The 16435-nt window shown below is 38.7% G+C and carries 14 protein-coding genes; all 14 read left to right on the top strand.

Annotated elements, in window-relative coordinates; translation table 11 throughout:
* Positions 1 to 212 precede the first annotated feature (212 nt).
* The 14 genes from QLH32_RS18690 to QLH32_RS18625 all read left to right on the top strand — a co-directional run bounded on the left by QLH32_RS18690 (position 213) and on the right by QLH32_RS18625 (position 16406).
* On the top strand, positions 213 to 461 hold the full coding sequence (locus QLH32_RS18690) for a hypothetical protein (RefSeq protein WP_151711618.1): 249 nt from the start codon (positions 213 to 215) through the stop codon (positions 459 to 461).
* Positions 462 to 735: 274 nt separating this feature from the next.
* Positions 736 to 1032 (top strand): hypothetical protein, encoded by a 297-nt coding sequence (locus tag QLH32_RS18685; protein WP_151711619.1) that lies wholly within the window; start codon positions 736 to 738, stop codon positions 1030 to 1032.
* 10 nt (positions 1033 to 1042) lie between these two features.
* Positions 1043 to 1741 (top strand): DotI/IcmL family type IV secretion protein, encoded by a 699-nt coding sequence (locus tag QLH32_RS18680; protein ID WP_151711620.1) that lies wholly within the window; start codon positions 1043 to 1045, stop codon positions 1739 to 1741.
* 9 nt (positions 1742 to 1750) lie between these two features.
* Entirely contained in the window at positions 1751 to 2857 is a 1107-nt protein-coding gene (locus QLH32_RS18675) for a DotH/IcmK family type IV secretion protein (protein WP_225761837.1), read from the top strand.
* An 8-nt stretch (positions 2858 to 2865) separates the two neighbouring features.
* Positions 2866 to 4491 carry a DotG/IcmE/VirB10 family type IV secretion system protein gene (locus QLH32_RS18670; protein ID WP_209798113.1) on the top strand — a complete coding sequence of 542 codons (1626 nt, stop codon included), beginning with the start codon at positions 2866 to 2868 and terminating at the stop codon, positions 4489 to 4491.
* 20 nt (positions 4492 to 4511) lie between these two features.
* Positions 4512 to 5414, top strand: a complete 903-nt coding sequence (locus QLH32_RS18665; protein WP_061403625.1) for a hypothetical protein — start codon at positions 4512 to 4514, stop codon at positions 5412 to 5414.
* An 18-nt stretch (positions 5415 to 5432) separates the two neighbouring features.
* Positions 5433 to 6011: a type VI secretion protein gene (locus QLH32_RS18660; RefSeq protein WP_129264292.1), complete on the top strand. Its 579-nt coding sequence runs from the start codon at positions 5433 to 5435 to the stop codon at positions 6009 to 6011.
* A 102-nt stretch (positions 6012 to 6113) separates the two neighbouring features.
* Positions 6114 to 6518, top strand: a complete 405-nt coding sequence (locus QLH32_RS18655) for a hypothetical protein (protein WP_061403627.1) — start codon at positions 6114 to 6116, stop codon at positions 6516 to 6518.
* A 128-nt stretch (positions 6519 to 6646) separates the two neighbouring features.
* On the top strand, positions 6647 to 7348 hold the full coding sequence (locus QLH32_RS18650; RefSeq protein WP_001223318.1) for an IS1-like element ISPa14 family transposase: 702 nt from the start codon (positions 6647 to 6649) through the stop codon (positions 7346 to 7348).
* On the top strand, positions 7348 to 8136 hold the full coding sequence (locus QLH32_RS18645) for an HNH endonuclease signature motif containing protein (protein WP_283269452.1): 789 nt from the start codon (positions 7348 to 7350) through the stop codon (positions 8134 to 8136). Before QLH32_RS18650 ends, QLH32_RS18645 begins: the two co-directional genes overlap by 1 nt.
* A gap of 6 nt (positions 8137 to 8142) precedes the next feature.
* Positions 8143 to 9186: a hypothetical protein gene (locus QLH32_RS18640; protein ID WP_061403629.1), complete on the top strand. Its 1044-nt coding sequence runs from the start codon at positions 8143 to 8145 to the stop codon at positions 9184 to 9186.
* Positions 9187 to 9207: 21 nt separating this feature from the next.
* Positions 9208 to 12474 (top strand): ATP-binding protein, encoded by a 3267-nt coding sequence (locus QLH32_RS18635; RefSeq protein ID WP_153518784.1) that lies wholly within the window; start codon positions 9208 to 9210, stop codon positions 12472 to 12474.
* Between the two features lie 74 nt (positions 12475 to 12548).
* Entirely contained in the window at positions 12549 to 15290 is a 2742-nt protein-coding gene (locus QLH32_RS18630; RefSeq protein ID WP_209798111.1) for a type IV secretory system conjugative DNA transfer family protein, read from the top strand.
* Between the two features lie 108 nt (positions 15291 to 15398).
* The gene (locus tag QLH32_RS18625) at positions 15399 to 16406 is read left to right on the top strand and encodes an SMEK domain-containing protein (RefSeq protein ID WP_209798110.1); all 1008 of its coding nucleotides are present in this window, start codon (positions 15399 to 15401) and stop codon (positions 16404 to 16406) included.
* Positions 16407 to 16435 lie beyond the last annotated feature (29 nt).

The raw sequence follows: 16435 nt of genomic DNA, 5'->3' as shown, positions 1-16435 counted from the left end.
AGGCAAAGTAAATTTTATGAAAACTAATAGATATGAACTTTTCAATACAATTTACACGGCGCACGGCTCAATACCGTTAGTGGTTGTTATCGGCATTAGTTGGATATAGGTCAGTGGCTTAATTCCGTAAGTGGGATGGATACAGTTAGCGGAATATTTACCGTCTACGGAATGAAACGCTTTCTTAAATGAAATTTTAAATGAGCAATCAAATGAGTGAATTAACACCCAAAGAAGCAAAAGCAGTTGTGGAAAATGCTCCTGCGTTTATTAAAGATGCTATAGATCAAACAGAAACTATGTACTGTCCTAGAACTGGTATGTATGCAATCAGAGGGCAGCACTTCGCAACCATGCAATACGAGCAGGGGGAGGATTCATTTGTCACCACATTGAATTATTACAGTAGTTTTTATGATGAATATATCTATTTGGCTGCGTTAAAGTCTCTTTATGAGTAAGCTGAATGACTTCAACTAGAATTATACGCACGGCGTATTATATTGCGCTCTCCAGAGCAGTCTAATTCCGTAAGTGGTACTAATCCAGTTAACGGATTATTACGCCGTGAATGGAATTGCTAATTTTGTCAATTGAATAATTTAAAAAAAACTATTAACTTTAAAAAAAAGATATTGCTAACTTTTAAAAATACTAAGACAATGTACTCACTAGATACTGTCACTTGAAGTGCAGTAATAAACAAGCCTCAGTCTTGATGACGAGATGATAAAGATGAATGAGTTAGAAGAAAAAGACTCGGAAATGTCGCAACCGACATTTGACCGATATAGTACGTGGGGTAATCCCCATAATCCTAATAATGTTGACTTCGCAACATTAGTTTTCTATTCGTCAATTCTTGATGTTCTATTGAATGTTTTTCTCGTAGTCATTGTGCTTTTAGTGCTTGTCATTGTTGGACTTGTGATTTTTATCTTCATCAATCCTGATTTCGTAAGATTCATTTTTGATGATGGTTCATCAGTTCCCTGCATATACAACCCACTGACAAAAAAATTTACCCAATAGGGCTTTGATTATGACTGAACCAAATCAACCAAAACATTCAAGTCCTAAAGCTCCAAAAACCATAGACAGCCGTCTTGCTGAACGTGATGCAACGATCAAGGAAATTTCTGACCGTGTATCTAAGCAAAGGCTCTGGTTGGCTGCGTGCTTTGTTGTAATTCCTGCATTGGTAGTAGCTTTAGTTCTGCTAATTGTCATGCTTTCTAAAATGCCAAAAGCGGAAGCATTTCAGACAATTGACAATAGTGTCATCTGTAAGATCAATCCTAACGACAACCCTGCATTTACCAATACCAATATTGCAGAGTTTGCTAAAGAAGCTGTTCTTAATGCTTACTCAATCGATTATAAAAATGCGGATATTTCAACGACTGACGTATTGCGCCGTTACTTCACTGATAAAGGTCGGTCAAGCTTTATCACAACATTAAGACAGTCTGGATTGATTGACCAAATCAAACAGAACTATCTCGTCTTACAGACATCTGCGTTACAAACACCAGAAGTTACCAATGACAAAGGTATCGACAATTTCGGAAACCGCTTTTGGATCGTTCAAGTTCCTATTCGTATGGACTATTTTAACGGCAAAAACTCACCTGCTGACTCTAGAACGTATGTCGCTGAAATTCGAGTTGAAGTCACTCAACGTGATGTATTCAACCCGAAAGGTATTGGCGTGAGCAGCATTATTCTTAGAACTAAATAGGTGGTGGCAATGATGCAACAACTTAAGTTTAAAACTCTTGCAGTTTGTATTGGTCTGATGATCGGGTCTTCTGCATACGCAGCTGATCCTGTGGCCAATCAACAAAATGCTCAAGGGCAACAACAGGGGCAGAACTTGGCTGCTCCTGCTCAGACTCAGACGCAGCCACCCCAACAGCAAGGTCAACCGCAGCAGCAACAAGCTCGTAATGACTATGTTGGACAAGCTCCACCAACAACCATCGATTTAGGAAGTGCTCAATCATTTGGTTCGTCTTTCCCACCTCCTATGAATGTGAATCGTTCTAAAGAGGAAATTGTTGCTGAAGCACTTGGTATGGCGTTGAGTCCACAACAAGTAAAGAATTTGAAAGATCTGTTCTTGCAGCAAGAACGGGATGCGTCTACGCCGTATTCATACACGGCGAGACCAATCGTGCGCTCATTGCCAGTAGATCTTAGTCCTGCTACGCAGCCACCTGTAGTAAGACTATCGAAAGGTATGCTTTCAAGCATTGTATTTAGTGATTTGTCTGGAAATCCGTGGGAAATAGATCATGTATCTTTTAACCATGATCTATTTTCAGATAATCCACCAGACAAGCCTAAACAGGATGAATCAGGTAATTATAAAGGTACAAACATCCTCTCAATTGAACCTCTCACAGCAACGGCGTATGGCAATGTGACTGTGACTTTAAAAGGTTTATCTACGCCAGTTATTTTTATTCTTTCAACAGGACAGAATGAAGTTGATATGCGTATTGACGCACGATTATCTGGCCGTAGTCCGACAGCGGTAAATTCGGCACTCAGAGCGAATCTAAACTCACTTTCGGGTGGAGTAATGGCAAACATTGATAGTCAGACATTAATGTTCTTGGATGGTACACCGCCACCAGAAGCAGAACGTGTACGGACTACAGATCCGTCACTGGAGGCATGGAACTACAACGGTCAGTACATCGTGCGTACCAGAGATACAGTTTTATACCCAAGCTATAAAACGACAGCACGTTCGACATCTGGTATGGGAATCTTCATATATCCCGATCCGATTAATCAAATTACAGTTAGCCGAAATAATGGCACTGCAACAATATTTTTGAATAATTAAGGTGCTCTATGACTCAAGATAATCAAAACTCTCAGTCAGTACCTAGCAATCAAAATATTGATGTAGGACAAACTGACCAAAATAACGGCGTTGATCTAGTTCAGACTGAACTAGATCAGAATTCGCAAGTTAATTCGGATGGTATCAACGATACATATAACCCTAATGACATTCGCCCTAATGATGCCGATGAGCGCATCAATATGAAGTTTGGTGAAAAGTTCATGAAGAACTGGAACGAGAATGGAATTTTTCGTTTCATGGTTATTATCGGTACGTTTATCGCAATTGTTTTGTTCATTGGTATTTTTAAGCTGTTCTTTGCAGGATCAAAAACACCAGACCAGATTGATGCTTCTAAGACTAAATTCGATGCGCCTGAAACAAACGTAGGGCAGGCAGAAGAAGTTACGCCAGAACAGTACCAATATATTCGTCAACAAGAGGCGATTCTGGCTCAGCAAGCGCAACAACGTGGGGAGAGTTTCACTCCTCGTAACTTGGTGATTCGTCAATCCAACGGTCAAGGTCAGGCAGTATTGCCTGCTACCAATAACGCAGCGAATGGCGTTACGTCAGGGCAGGTAAACGGTACGTTATTTAATTCAACTCAAAACCTGTCATATAGCGGTAACACGGCGCAAGGGCAGCAAGTACCTGCCAATGGTCAGGCTGCACAAGGTCAGGTTCAACAGGCGCAATATTCGCAGCAACCGCAATATGTCCAATTAGCTCCTGATTATGCAAGTCCTGCTGCTCAGCAATACGTGCAGAACAATAATGAATTTGCATCTTGGTATGACCAAGAATCACAAAGACAGATTTCTGAGAATGAAAAATCAGAAACAACTCTGTATGGATTTGTTGAAAAGCAGATCAAGCGTCTTTCTGGTGAAGATCAGAAAAACGGCGGTAATAAACGCACAGGTTACGCCGTATCGACTTATGCAGTTGAAAACCCTAATTCCGTAAATGGTACTAATACAGGTAATGGACAAATTACAGGTAACGGTAATCAAGGTAACGGATCTAACCTTAATTATGGTGGGGCAAATTCCGCAAACGGTACTAATACAGGTAACGGAAAGAAAATCCTCATACCCGCAGGTACAAGAGTTACTGCACGATTATTAAATGACGTGAATACCGATGACGGTGATCAAGTGTTTTCCGAGATTATGACGGGGAAACTTAAAGGCCGTAAAGTTATTGGCAATGTCAGAAAAACACAAGACAACATTCAGTTTACTTTAAGCCGTGTCTTATCTGACGGCGTTAAACCTGAATTTTCTATTGATGCTACTGCACAAACGCTACAAGGCTCTTTCGGTATGGCGACCTATATAGATCGTCACATTCTCAAGAACTCAACGGCCATGATTGCAAGTAGTGCTGCAAAGGGCTATGGCAACGCATACCGTGACTATCTGGGTAATACCACATACACCAATGGTGCTGTGATAGTAAATCAGGAAGAACCAAGTAACAAGCGCATCATGGGTAACGTGGTTGGTCAACTTGGTGAAGATTTCGGATCTAAGATCGACAGTATCTACGGCAATAAGCCGACTACATTTAGAACGCCAGTAGGCACTGTGTTCTACATCTTCATCAATAAAGACATTACAGAATAAAAGCATTTGGAGTTTTTGATATGAGTCAGAATCAAGATTTAGACCACGATATTGATGATTATTCTTATGAATCATCTACACATGCGCCTGAAACTGGTAAATCCAATAAAGAGAAATACATCATTATTGGTGCTGTGGTGGTCGGATTATTACTTGTTGTTTTCTTATTCATGGGTAAGAAAGGTGGTAATAAGCAAGTTGCTCAGGAAGTTCCAGTAGAGACAGCAGCAGCTCCTCAAGTAGCACCGTCAGTGCCGAATGGTGCGCCGATGGCTGATCCAAATATGGCAGCAGCAGGAGGTTTCCAGAATATGCCTGCGCCGTATCAGGAAACTCAAATGATGGATGTTCCTGTAACTATGCCAAAACAGACTCAACCTGTTTCTGGTGATGTGACAATCAAGAATAGCAATGGACAAGACGTACCTGCATATAGCTACGAGGGTCAACAGTTAATTAGCCAGTTCAATGCAGCGAACAATTTACCTCCAGTGTATGTTCCGAATACACCTGCACCTGTTAATCCGAACAGCCCACAAGGACAGATGCAACAACAGGCTGCTATGACAAATCAAGAACTGATTCAGGCTCAAACTGAAAATACTCAATTACGTGCACAGTTAAACAGTATGCGTGATGTGGTTCAGCGTCAGCACATCACTATCGGTCAACTTCAATTGTTAATCAAAAATACCCGTGCGAATCAAGGTGCGAACGTTGTAACGCTACGTGAAACTAAAAAAGGTGTTGCAGTAGGCAAAGCCATTCCTGCCAATCAGGAAGTGATTGCGACTGTGGGCAATCGTGTATGGCTCACTGATGGACGAAATACAAGTTCTTATGCTGTAGGAGATCGCTTACCAACAGGCTACCGAGTTCTTGATGTAAATGAGCAATCTGGTGAAGTTTCGTTCACTAAATAGTGATCAAGGAGTCGGAGCATGGAATTTGTTGAGGTATTACAGAACTCAGGAACGTTAATCGTTGCTACGACAACAGTTGTTCGTTACGCATGTATTTTATTTGGATTCATTATCTTTGTAAGAGCAGTTTTCGACTTCGTTGGTGTAGTAGATCCAGTCAATGCAAGTCGATATTTAACGCAAATCCGCCGTCCATCTGCGATGGGTGTTTTTGTAAAAATGATCATCGCAGTGATCATGGCGCAATTGGGTTTAAATCTCCAATTAGTCGATGTGATGGGAAGCTTTATGAGTGATACGACACCTGCTGCGGTCACTTATTACGACTATTCACAAAATGTTGGAAATTCTTATACAGCTGAACTGAATCTTACAGTTTTGGTTCTAATCGGTGTGTGTCAGCTAGTTGGACTACTGGCACTAATGAAAGGTCTATTTATCTGGAGAGACAATAGTGATGGCATTGGTAAATCAAGTAATGCACAAGGCTTTGTCTATCTCATAGGAGGAATGCTCGCATACAAAATAGAAGAAGTTCATGCTTTAGCAGCAACAATTTTTGGGCTTGATTTTTTTAAAATCATCGGGCTTACCTAAAAACTTTTTAATAACTGTCTAAGTTGGTCGATCCACTTGGATAATAAATCTAAATCATTGATTTTTCACAGAAAAATCTAAAAAGGAAAAGTGAGGCGAAAAATGTCTTTAAATATCAATAGCTTACAGCAATCAACTAGCAACGCCTATTTAAAAGCAGGGGTGTTCTTAACAATGTGTGGTATGGCAGCTGCTTCTTATGCTGACACAACAGCACTTGAGGGCGGTTCTAAACGTGGTGCAGCTGCGGCAGGTGAATCAATCGGTGACATTAAAGACCGTGCAACTGGTGGCCTAAATGATGCAATGGCATTTGGTCAGTTAGCTATGATCTTCGTTGGATTCGTATTGTTTGTTTTAGCAATTCTTGATTTTACCAAAATTGGAAAACCTGGTAGTGATGCGACAGCTCCTAAAGCAATTGGTAAATTGGCTGTAGGTGTGGTCTTGGCAGGATCAGGATACTTCTTCTTCTCTGGTGCGAACTCAGCAGCAGGCAACGTCTAACTGACGTAAATGGGATAATAGACTTCTATTATCCCATTACCTTAAGAAAAGGAAATGAGAATGAAAGATGGTGGTGTTTCAAAAAGTATGCTGAAACAAAGCAGGTTGAATTTTGATAAAATAGAGAAATGCGAATAACTCTAGAAATCAAATGTCCAACCTGCCTCAGTGACAGTATAAAGAAAAATGGCATCAAAGTAGATGGGAAACAAAACTATCAGTGCAAAGACTGTAAACGTCAGTTTATTGGTGACCATGCTCTGAGCTATCTAGGATGTAATTCAGGCATTACTCGAAAAATATTACAGTTGATGGTCAGAGGTAGTGGTATACGAGATATCGCTGAAGTTGAGCGAATCAGTATCGGTAAAGTTTTACGTACTTTAACCGAATCGACCTACCAAATTCAGCCTAAACAAAGTCATTATGAGTCTCTTGAAGTTGATGAGTTTTGGACTTTTGTGGGAAATAAAAATAATAAACAATGGCTTATTTACGCCTACCATCGAGAAACAGGTGAGATTGTTGCTTATGTTTGGGGTAAAAGAGACTTAGCTACAGTTCAACGATTGAAAACAAAGCTTAAACAATTAGGTATTCACTACACCCGAATTGCAAGTGATCATTGGGACAGTTTCATAACTGCTTTTAAAAACTGCAAGCAAAGTATTGGTAAATTTTTTACTGTAGGTATTGAAGGTAATAATTGCAAAATAAGGCATCGAATTAGGCGTGGTTTTAGAAGGAGTTGTAATTTTTCAAAAAAGATTGAAAACCATTTTAAAGCTTTCGACTTAACCTTTTTTTACATCAATAATGGCTTCATTTAATGTCAGCATACTTTTTGAAACACCACCTGAAAGATTTGCAAATGGATACAATCTCAGATGCAGAAAAATACCTGCATGTAGTTGATTCAAATATTTCTGTTCCCTTTTTTGCTAAGCATGATCATCGTTGCTATTTCTGTGATTTTCACGATTTAAAGTTTCTGGAAATTCACCATCTTGACGGAAATCACAGTAATAATAATGAATCCAATTTAGTGCCTGCCTGCACCCTATGCCATAGAGTCCATCATTTGTCATGGTGTCTCTCTGATAAGGCAGCTTCACTAGGTATTTGTCATGATCTTAATCAGATTCAGGTGAATCACATTGTTAGATTTATGATCGTATTAGCTCATCATCCTGACAAAGCCATTAATGTTTACTTTAAGTCTGGTGGTCTCTTTGCTTCGCTTATTGATAATCTAGCCATGCAATTTTCACGTCCGAACATCGATCTGGAACAGGTGCGAAATAGCATATTTACCGAATTCCCTGAAGCTGAAAAGGATGTTAAAGAGGCATTGATTGATGATCGTATTAATGCTGCTTACATTCGCCAGTCGCTTGCCTCAAATGATGGATTAGAACGTCTGATTAATGCGCTTAAGCTAATAAAAGGTAAGGGTGGACAGATTAAGCAAGGATCACTTTTTCCTTTTTTATTACTATTTAATGAAAATATTTTTAATCAGGATCAAATTCAGTATTACTTATCATTAGATGAGTTTAATTCTAATAAATGGACTCAGATTTATGAGCAAAAATTGCTTTCAAATTTGAGTAAGTGAGGTCTTATGTTCGATGAATATTTACAACCTTATTTATATAAGTCGGTTAGAAATTTAAATCATTCTTCACAGTTTGATTTTTTAAACGAATTAAATCAATTAAACGTTTCAGTTAATCCAGAACTTAATAACATATATCAAGAATTCGGAAGTTTTTATGAGTCAAGTCTGGAGCTATCGAATCAATATGAGCCATTATTTCTATCGACATTTTCAAACTATATTATTGACTCCTTAGCAAATACTGATTTGCCTTTACTTGTACCGTTTGAGGCGTTGACTGAAGAACAGCAAAGTCAGATCTATGATGTTAAGCCTGCCATGTTAAATGTCATAAAAGTAACTGATCAGCCTCTTAGCTCCAGAGCAATTAAACGTCTTGCTTTACTTGGAATGAATACGAATTTACCGATCATTTGTTCTGACCAAGAAATTTGTATGTTCAATAAGCTTGAACTGACTTATGAATTAATTCACCAATTTGATTGTTGGACTTTCAAATTCAATATGGTGAATCACACACGTAACTCTCTCTCTATTTTTGATAGAGATCACATGCAGAGATTGAACCACATTGCCAATGATTTACTTGGTGTGGATCTAGGTATTTTTTCTTTCCTTTTTAACCAAAAAGTAAGAGGGGATTTTGCAAAACGCTTAGATAATATTGAGGATATTGAGATTGCTGTCCATTCTAGTGAGTTGGCAGACGATTCAGGTGATCTATTTTTTCATGTTGGTTATCAGGCTAACTCATTCAAATCTCAATTTTTCAAATTACTGGATCAGGATCTATTGGCTTCGCCATTTTATTTAAAACAGTATATTGATACCAAGCAAGATTATAAGGTGCTCGACTTTAAGCAGAAATCAAACAATATTATGTCATTCCTATTATTGTATTTTGCTTTATATCAAAAGGATGCTCTTAATGACATTAATCAATTATTTCATTCTAATTCGGACGTGAACAATCAGACTATTTTAAACAAGATTTTTTCTTGTTTTGAAAATCGTTCCTTGTCTTCTCAACCGTTTTCAATCTCTTAATATCTTAATAAAGGTTAAATTATGGGAAATGCTAAACAAAAAACAGATACTAGACGTACTGTTAAAACTAATAAAGCAAATGCTAAACCGCCTGTTGCTAAACCTTATAAGCCAAATGCCACGATTTCAGCAGTTGAATTGGTACTGGTCTGGCTCGCAAAAATGTTTAAGGCCTCAGCTGAAGACTATTGTGAAATTGAAACAGTGGATGGTCACTATAATTTAGTACTGCAAAATGGTGCTTTAGTTACCTTATTGCGATATGACGGGATCAGATCCACTATTGATTATAACGAAGTATTTCTTGGCCAGATTGATCGGTTGAATAGCTACCTGCGAAATCCTTTTAAAACCGTTGGCCATAAGCTGATGTGGGTTTTCAGACGTGATCTGGACGGTAATGCAGGTATTGATCGTATTATCGAGATCCAAAAGAAAACGGCAAGTACGTTAGGTTTGAACTTGAATTCATTTATTGATGAAAACAAGGCCATTTATGAACCTTATCTATATGATGAACAAAGCTATATTGCCGTCATCACTCATCCTCGATTACTTGATGCAGCTGAAATTAAAAATGATCATAAACGCATTGCTGACTTAGCTAAACGTTATGAAATCGGCACAATGAAAGATGCACAAAATCTGTTGCACGGGTTGCCTGCACTAAAGGCGATTCATGATACTTTTGTTCAGGGTATTATCAACGAGCTTGAACATTCTGACTTTAAAGGGGTGGTAGAAAAACTGGATGTTAGTGGTGCTATCACATCGATTGGTCGCATGATGAACCCTCGCTATTTTGATCCAAACTATAAACCATTCATTCCTAATTCTGGAATGCCTATCCCTTTGCGTTGGAAATCTCGTCCGAGTCCTAATGACTATTCAGAAGTGCTTTATCCAAAGATTTCAGATCAGCTGATGATCCAAACAATTACGCCATTGGATAGTAAGGATAAGGCAGGTGACATCACTGCGCCAAAAGGATCTGTTGAAGTTGGAGATCTGGTTTATGCCCCTATTCCATTAAGTGTGCCACCATCACCAAGCTTTTCGGGTATGTCATCGATAATGCCAACATTTGCTGATTTCTTTGATCGTATGAATCAGCAGACGACTGAATTAAGTGATGGATCAGTACGGGCTATTCCTTATGCCGTTTCATTCATGCTTTCTGGTGATGGTATGGCCAGTATTGGCCTGAAACGGGCATTGGCTTCAGTAGTTGCATGGCAAGGTGCAGACAATGCTCAATTAAAGTCAGCAGGTGATGCCCTACAGCGTTATGCGGACTTTGGCGGTACTGTGGTCGGTTTACAGGTCTCTGCGATGACTTGGGATGAAAAGACTGAAAAAGGGTTAGAACGATTACAAATTCGAAAATCTAAGTTATGGCGTGCATTACAAAACTGGGGTCATGCTGCTCCACTGGAGCGCACTGGAGATGTCGTTCAAGCCTATCTTACTCATTTCCCTTTAGGCTTTAATCATCATGCACCTCTAGCAGCTGCTCCGTTACCAGACGCATTGCACCTACTTCCATTGGATCGTCCTGCATCACCATTCAAAAAGGGCACAATGGTTCAAAGAACACCTTGCGGAAAAATGGTGAAGTTAGAGCACTTCTCCGATGAACTTGCCTATAACTACACGATTATCATTGGTTCAATGGGTTCGGGTAAGTCGATGCAGATGAACAATGAATTATTTGAATCTGTTCTTGCAGCTGGCCTAGATCGTATCCCGTATATTTTTATTACAGACGTTGGGATGACTTCATCAGGCCTAGTCTTTGGTATTCAAAATGCTTTGGATACTTCTCGGAAAAATCTGTGTGTGTATCGCAGGATCTCACGTACCAAACGGGATGCTATTAATCCGCTAGAAACGGCTGTTGGTTTACAACATCCATTGTCAAATGAATTCGCAGAAATGAAATCCTTTCTGGTGACACTTGTTACCCCATCGGAACTCGATAGACCAGAAGCGGAAGTATCAAACGTAATTTCATTGATCCTGAAAGAAACATTTGATTTCTTTGCAACAGATAATGACCAAGCTCAACCTAAGCTATATCAAATTGGCCAGAGTACAGAACTTGATTTTCTGTTGAGAGAACTTCGGATCAACATTGATGTGAGTAAGCAATTAAGATTGCATGATCTGGCATTACTGTGTCATCAACGTGCAGAATCGATTTTAGAGCGTGATACGGCTAGTCAACAGCGCAAAAATAAGCTTTATCGTGCCAGAAACTTGGCTCACCGCTATGCTATGCCTATTCTCGCTGACTGTATTGCAGTGACTAAGTTTGATACGGTAAAACGTATTTATGGCAACTATAAATTAAGCAACGGTGATTACATCTTGGATGCGATTGCCCGTGCCATGTCTCAAGTGGCAATTGATTATCCAAACTTCAATAACTATACCGAATTCGATATTTCTGATGCCCGTATTGCTTCAGTGGATCTTCAGGATGTGATTGTGAAAAACAATCCAAAGAATAACTCGTTATTCTTCCAGATCATTCGCATGTTCTATAAAAAACGTATTGCATATTCAGAAGAAGACTTACAACGTGGTGAGATCCCTGATACCTATCTCGAATATTATTCAAGACTGGTTGCCGAGTTAAAAGTTGACCGTAAATATATGGTATTTGATGAGATGCACAACATTAAGTCAGACCAGACCATGCTTGCGGAATTGGAGCGAGACAGCCGTGAAGCCCGTAAATGGGGTATTGCCTATTACTTAAGCTCACAATACATCAGTGACTTTGGTTTACTGGTGAAAGCTGCCCGTAGATTTGTTGTTTGTTCATCGGGTTCACCTGAAGAACGAAAAGAAATTGTTCAGGCCTTATCCCTTACACCTGCTCAAGTCAGTCGTTTGACAACCGCTGTAGGCCTACGTCCAACAGGTATGACTTATTTATCAAAAGTCATCAATAAGCAGGGCAATGAATTTGTTCAGTTCCTCACTTCAATGGTTGGTTCAAAACGCCTGTGGTTATTAACCACAGATCCAGATGACCAAGCGGTACGCAGCATACTTCGTAAACGCTATGACTTGGATACAGTCATCAATATGTTGGCCATGATTCACCCTAGAGGTGTTAAATCAATTATTCAGGTCAAAAAGGAGGAACGTGCTTTAGAACTCGCCAGTAGCTCAATGAGCATTGATCAGCAGCAAGCAGCAGTTGAATCGGTTTATAACGAATTGGCTGATGATATTGTAAATACCTATAACTATATCAATAGTCGTAGTGTGGCTTAAGTTGGTACTCACAGAGAACTTCCATTTAAATTAGGAAGTTCTCTTTTTTTATAAGAAAAAGGAAAAGTTGAAAGATGGTTGCGCCTAGACACGATGGAACTACAAATCAATTTGAACCGAAAGATTTGCGTGTAGATACCCGTGATATATTTCAGAAAATGCACCAAGCATTGCTGAAATCTGATGGGTCTCAGTTATTTGCCATAATTATTTCTTCGCTTGCCGTATTAACAATTTTCTTTCCCTTTTTCCTAATTCTTTTAACGCCAATCGCCTTACTAATGATCCGTTTGTACTTAGTACCTAAAAAACGGTTTCACAATATGCCATATCGAGTGCCTAAACATGCCAAGATCCCTGACGGATCTTTTGATGCTCTGGCCAGAAAGGTTTCCTTGTGGAAAAATCCTGAGAAAGCATGGGGAGATGGTACATATTACTATGGTGTTGACCGCATCACAGGACAACAGGTTTGGAAAACAGACAGTGATGAAAGAACCCATGACCTCCTCATTGGTACAACGGGTGCAGGTAAGACTGAAACGATTAAAATGATCCTGACCAATCCATTGCTGCAAAATAGTGGATTTATCATTTCTGATGCAAAGGGTACAACGGATCTAGTCGCCGAATTAATGTATTTGACTGCTCGTTTTATGCGTCAAGACGATATGTTGGTGACTAACTTTATTACCGCAGGGCGAGACTTGCTTGAGAAGCAAGAAGATAAGCTCAGTAACACATTTAACCTGATGTCATACACCAGTGCAGCCATGCTAAGTGAACAGTTGGTGTACCTACTGGATGACTCTGGTGGTTCAGGTGGTGATATGTGGAAAGGCCGTACAATTATGTACCTGACTGCATTAACCAATATTCTGACATTTCTTAGAGATCGTGGCCTATTATTACTTCAGCCAAAAACTTACGTTGAATATCAGGAACTCAACTTAATTATCCGTGTGGCCTACGGAGAGGATTTTGAAAAATATTATAAAATCTTTGGTGAAAAATACATCACAGCTGTAAGTCCATTACGTGCCTATCTTGGCTCTTTGGCAGGTTTTGATGAAAGCAGAATGTACAAACAGGATGCAAAAACCAATGAACAGCACGGCTATGTAATTATGAGTTTTACCCGTGCAATCAGTGATCTGTCATTTAACTTTGGTCATATCTATGGTGATAAAGCCTCAGAAATTGATATGTTCGATGTGGTATTGAACAGACGTTGTTTGCTGATTGTTTTACCTGCTCTACAAAATGCTCCAGATACGATCAAAATGCTTGGAAAACTCTGTGTCGGATCATTGAAGCAAATGATGGCAGGGGCATTGGGTAACAAGATTGATGGTGTGGTACGAAATGTTATTGAATCGAAAGTCACAGCCTCCAAGACTTGCTATAAAGTTGTTCTGGATGAAGTAGGCTACCAAATTGTGGCAGGTCTTTCGGTAATTCCTGCTCAAGCTCGTGGCCTATCTTTCAGTATGACCTTTTCCGCACAAGACGTTTCGGACATTTTACGTGCAGATGAAAAAGAGGGTGAGGCAATTATTGCCAATACCAATACAAAAACTATCGGTCGTATTAACTCTGGTGAACAAGGCCAAACTTATACCCGTGTTAAAGGGATTGTAAGTGATACCAATCAGGCCACGATTCAGGGCTACAATGTTGAGACAAGTGAACTATTTGGTACGAATTACCGACAGTCCACAAATGTAGGTATTGAGAAACGTCCAACAGTTTCTTATAAGTCATTGGCCACTCAGCAAGAGGGGCAATTCACAATGATTATTGCGAAAAAAATTGATGGCGGTAAAAGTGGCGTATTGTCTGCGATCCAAATGCAGACCATGTATGTAACACCACCAAAACTAAATAAGATCCGCTTAAATGATTTCGTATCGATAGAAAAGGAACTTTCATATTTTGACCACATCGAATATGAAGACCAGATAGCGAAATTAGCCAGTTTCATTGAAACTGGTACATTGGCTCAAAGTTGTCCGAACTATGGCAAAATTGAGGCAATAGGAGCTGAGAATCGGGGTATTCAATCTGACTTAGAAAATATCGGGGCAATGTTCAACCAAAACCAAAGTAATGTTGGTTCGTCATTCTATGCTGCACTCAGAACTATTCAGCTGATGCTTGAGGCAAGTAGCGTGAATGATTTTGCGTCTCCATTCTATGAGGTGGACGTAGCTGATAGTTCATTCAATGATGAGCTAGATAATGAAATTGATAACTTATTTGCTGAAGTTAAAGTGGAGAATGAACAGCTTGCTTTTGTTTTGGATGAAACCAACAAGATCCAGACTAGACAGCAAGAAGATTTACCACCTGAAGAAATTTTGAAAAATATAGATCATTATTTGAAATTAAACCAAAACGAAGTTCAAACGGTCACTGAGATTCAGGATTTTGTTAAGGAAAATAATTACATTGATGCTGAGCAGCTGTATTCAAATGAGTTCGCTCAACGTGTACAGTCGCACTTAAAATCTTCAGATATATTTATTTCCCATTTCTCCATCCCAAGTATAGAGGATCTACAGCAGCTTGATCAGGCAGCATTAGATACGCAAAAGGCACTTACAAGATATGTAGATGAATCGATGCTTGAGCTATGTGAGGAAGATGCGATTCAACGCTATCAATATGTGGAAGACTTTATCAATTGTCGTGATGTTTCAGTGCAGCAGATGCAAAAGGAAATTAAAGATCAGGACGTTGAAATTTTACACAGTTTAGAAAGGTATTATGAAATTATCTTTTCTCAGATCAGTAAAAACCTTAAAGATGAATGATGATTAAAGCAAAAAAGACTGGTATATCCAGTCTTTTTTTGGCTTTAATAAAAGTGAATTTGATATATTAACAATTGTTTAGATAAAAATATTGATTTTGGGGAAACCATGTTAACTAGAACAGAACAAAGTCATCGTCTGGGTAATGCACTTGCAAACTTGAGCACATCAATTACGTTTAAAGGTCAGCAAGGATTGTTCGATGATCATCATGTAATGGAGGTTATTTTACCACCATTACTTAATCACCTTTATAGTTTGGGTTTAATAAATCTAAATGTACTCAAGCATAACCATCCTGCAATAGATCTTGGTGATTCTATTATGGGTAAGGCGATACAGGTTACAGCTGATGGAAGTAGATCCAAGATGGTTGATACACTCGATATGCTAGAAAAGCATAATCTGGATAAGACTTACAAAGATATAACTTTCTTAATAATATCTAATCATCCGAAAATCGATTTACAGAGACAAGGTTATTCAATATCAGTAAAAAATCTTGGGGATATTGCAAAAGATATTAGCCTTTTGCCACCAGAAAAATTCGATATTATTTATAATTATTGTGAAAATCAGTTTAGAAACTATTTTACCAACAATACTCAAAGTCTCTTTCAACCAGTAGTGTTGCCATCACAAGATCCAAACTTAGATATTAGTAATTTTATGGTTAGAAATGGATATAAAGTACCTTATGTTATACCAATGAATACTGTTCGTAATGGGCTAATAGAGTTAAAAAATATCCTGACGACTTTAAAAGATGATCAACGTTGGTATATATATAAAATTATGAACTACTCGATACAATATGTACCAGATAGATGGTTTGAATACTGCATTGCTCCTTATAGTTATATGGTAGCAGGTTTACCTTATGGGCAACATTTTGCTTTCAGAACAGTTGTAGAAAGCATAGAAGCAATGAATCTTGGTTATTTCGAAAATGAGGGAACACATAGGTTCGACTTTCAGTTCTGTGCATTATCTTATTCAGCTAACTTAGATGATTTTAATTTTTTTGGTACTATTTGTAGATTTCTTTCTCAAAATTATGATCCAAAAGCATTAGAAAAAATTGTAATTCATTGCGATTTTTCAGATATTAATTAAGAATAATTTGCCTTGAAAAAAGAAAGATT

The sequence above is a fragment of the Acinetobacter corruptisaponis genome (assembly GCF_030053775.1).
Classification (GTDB): domain Bacteria; phylum Pseudomonadota; class Gammaproteobacteria; order Pseudomonadales; family Moraxellaceae; genus Acinetobacter; species Acinetobacter corruptisaponis.
This window is presented reverse-complemented; position numbering and strand designations above follow the sequence as displayed.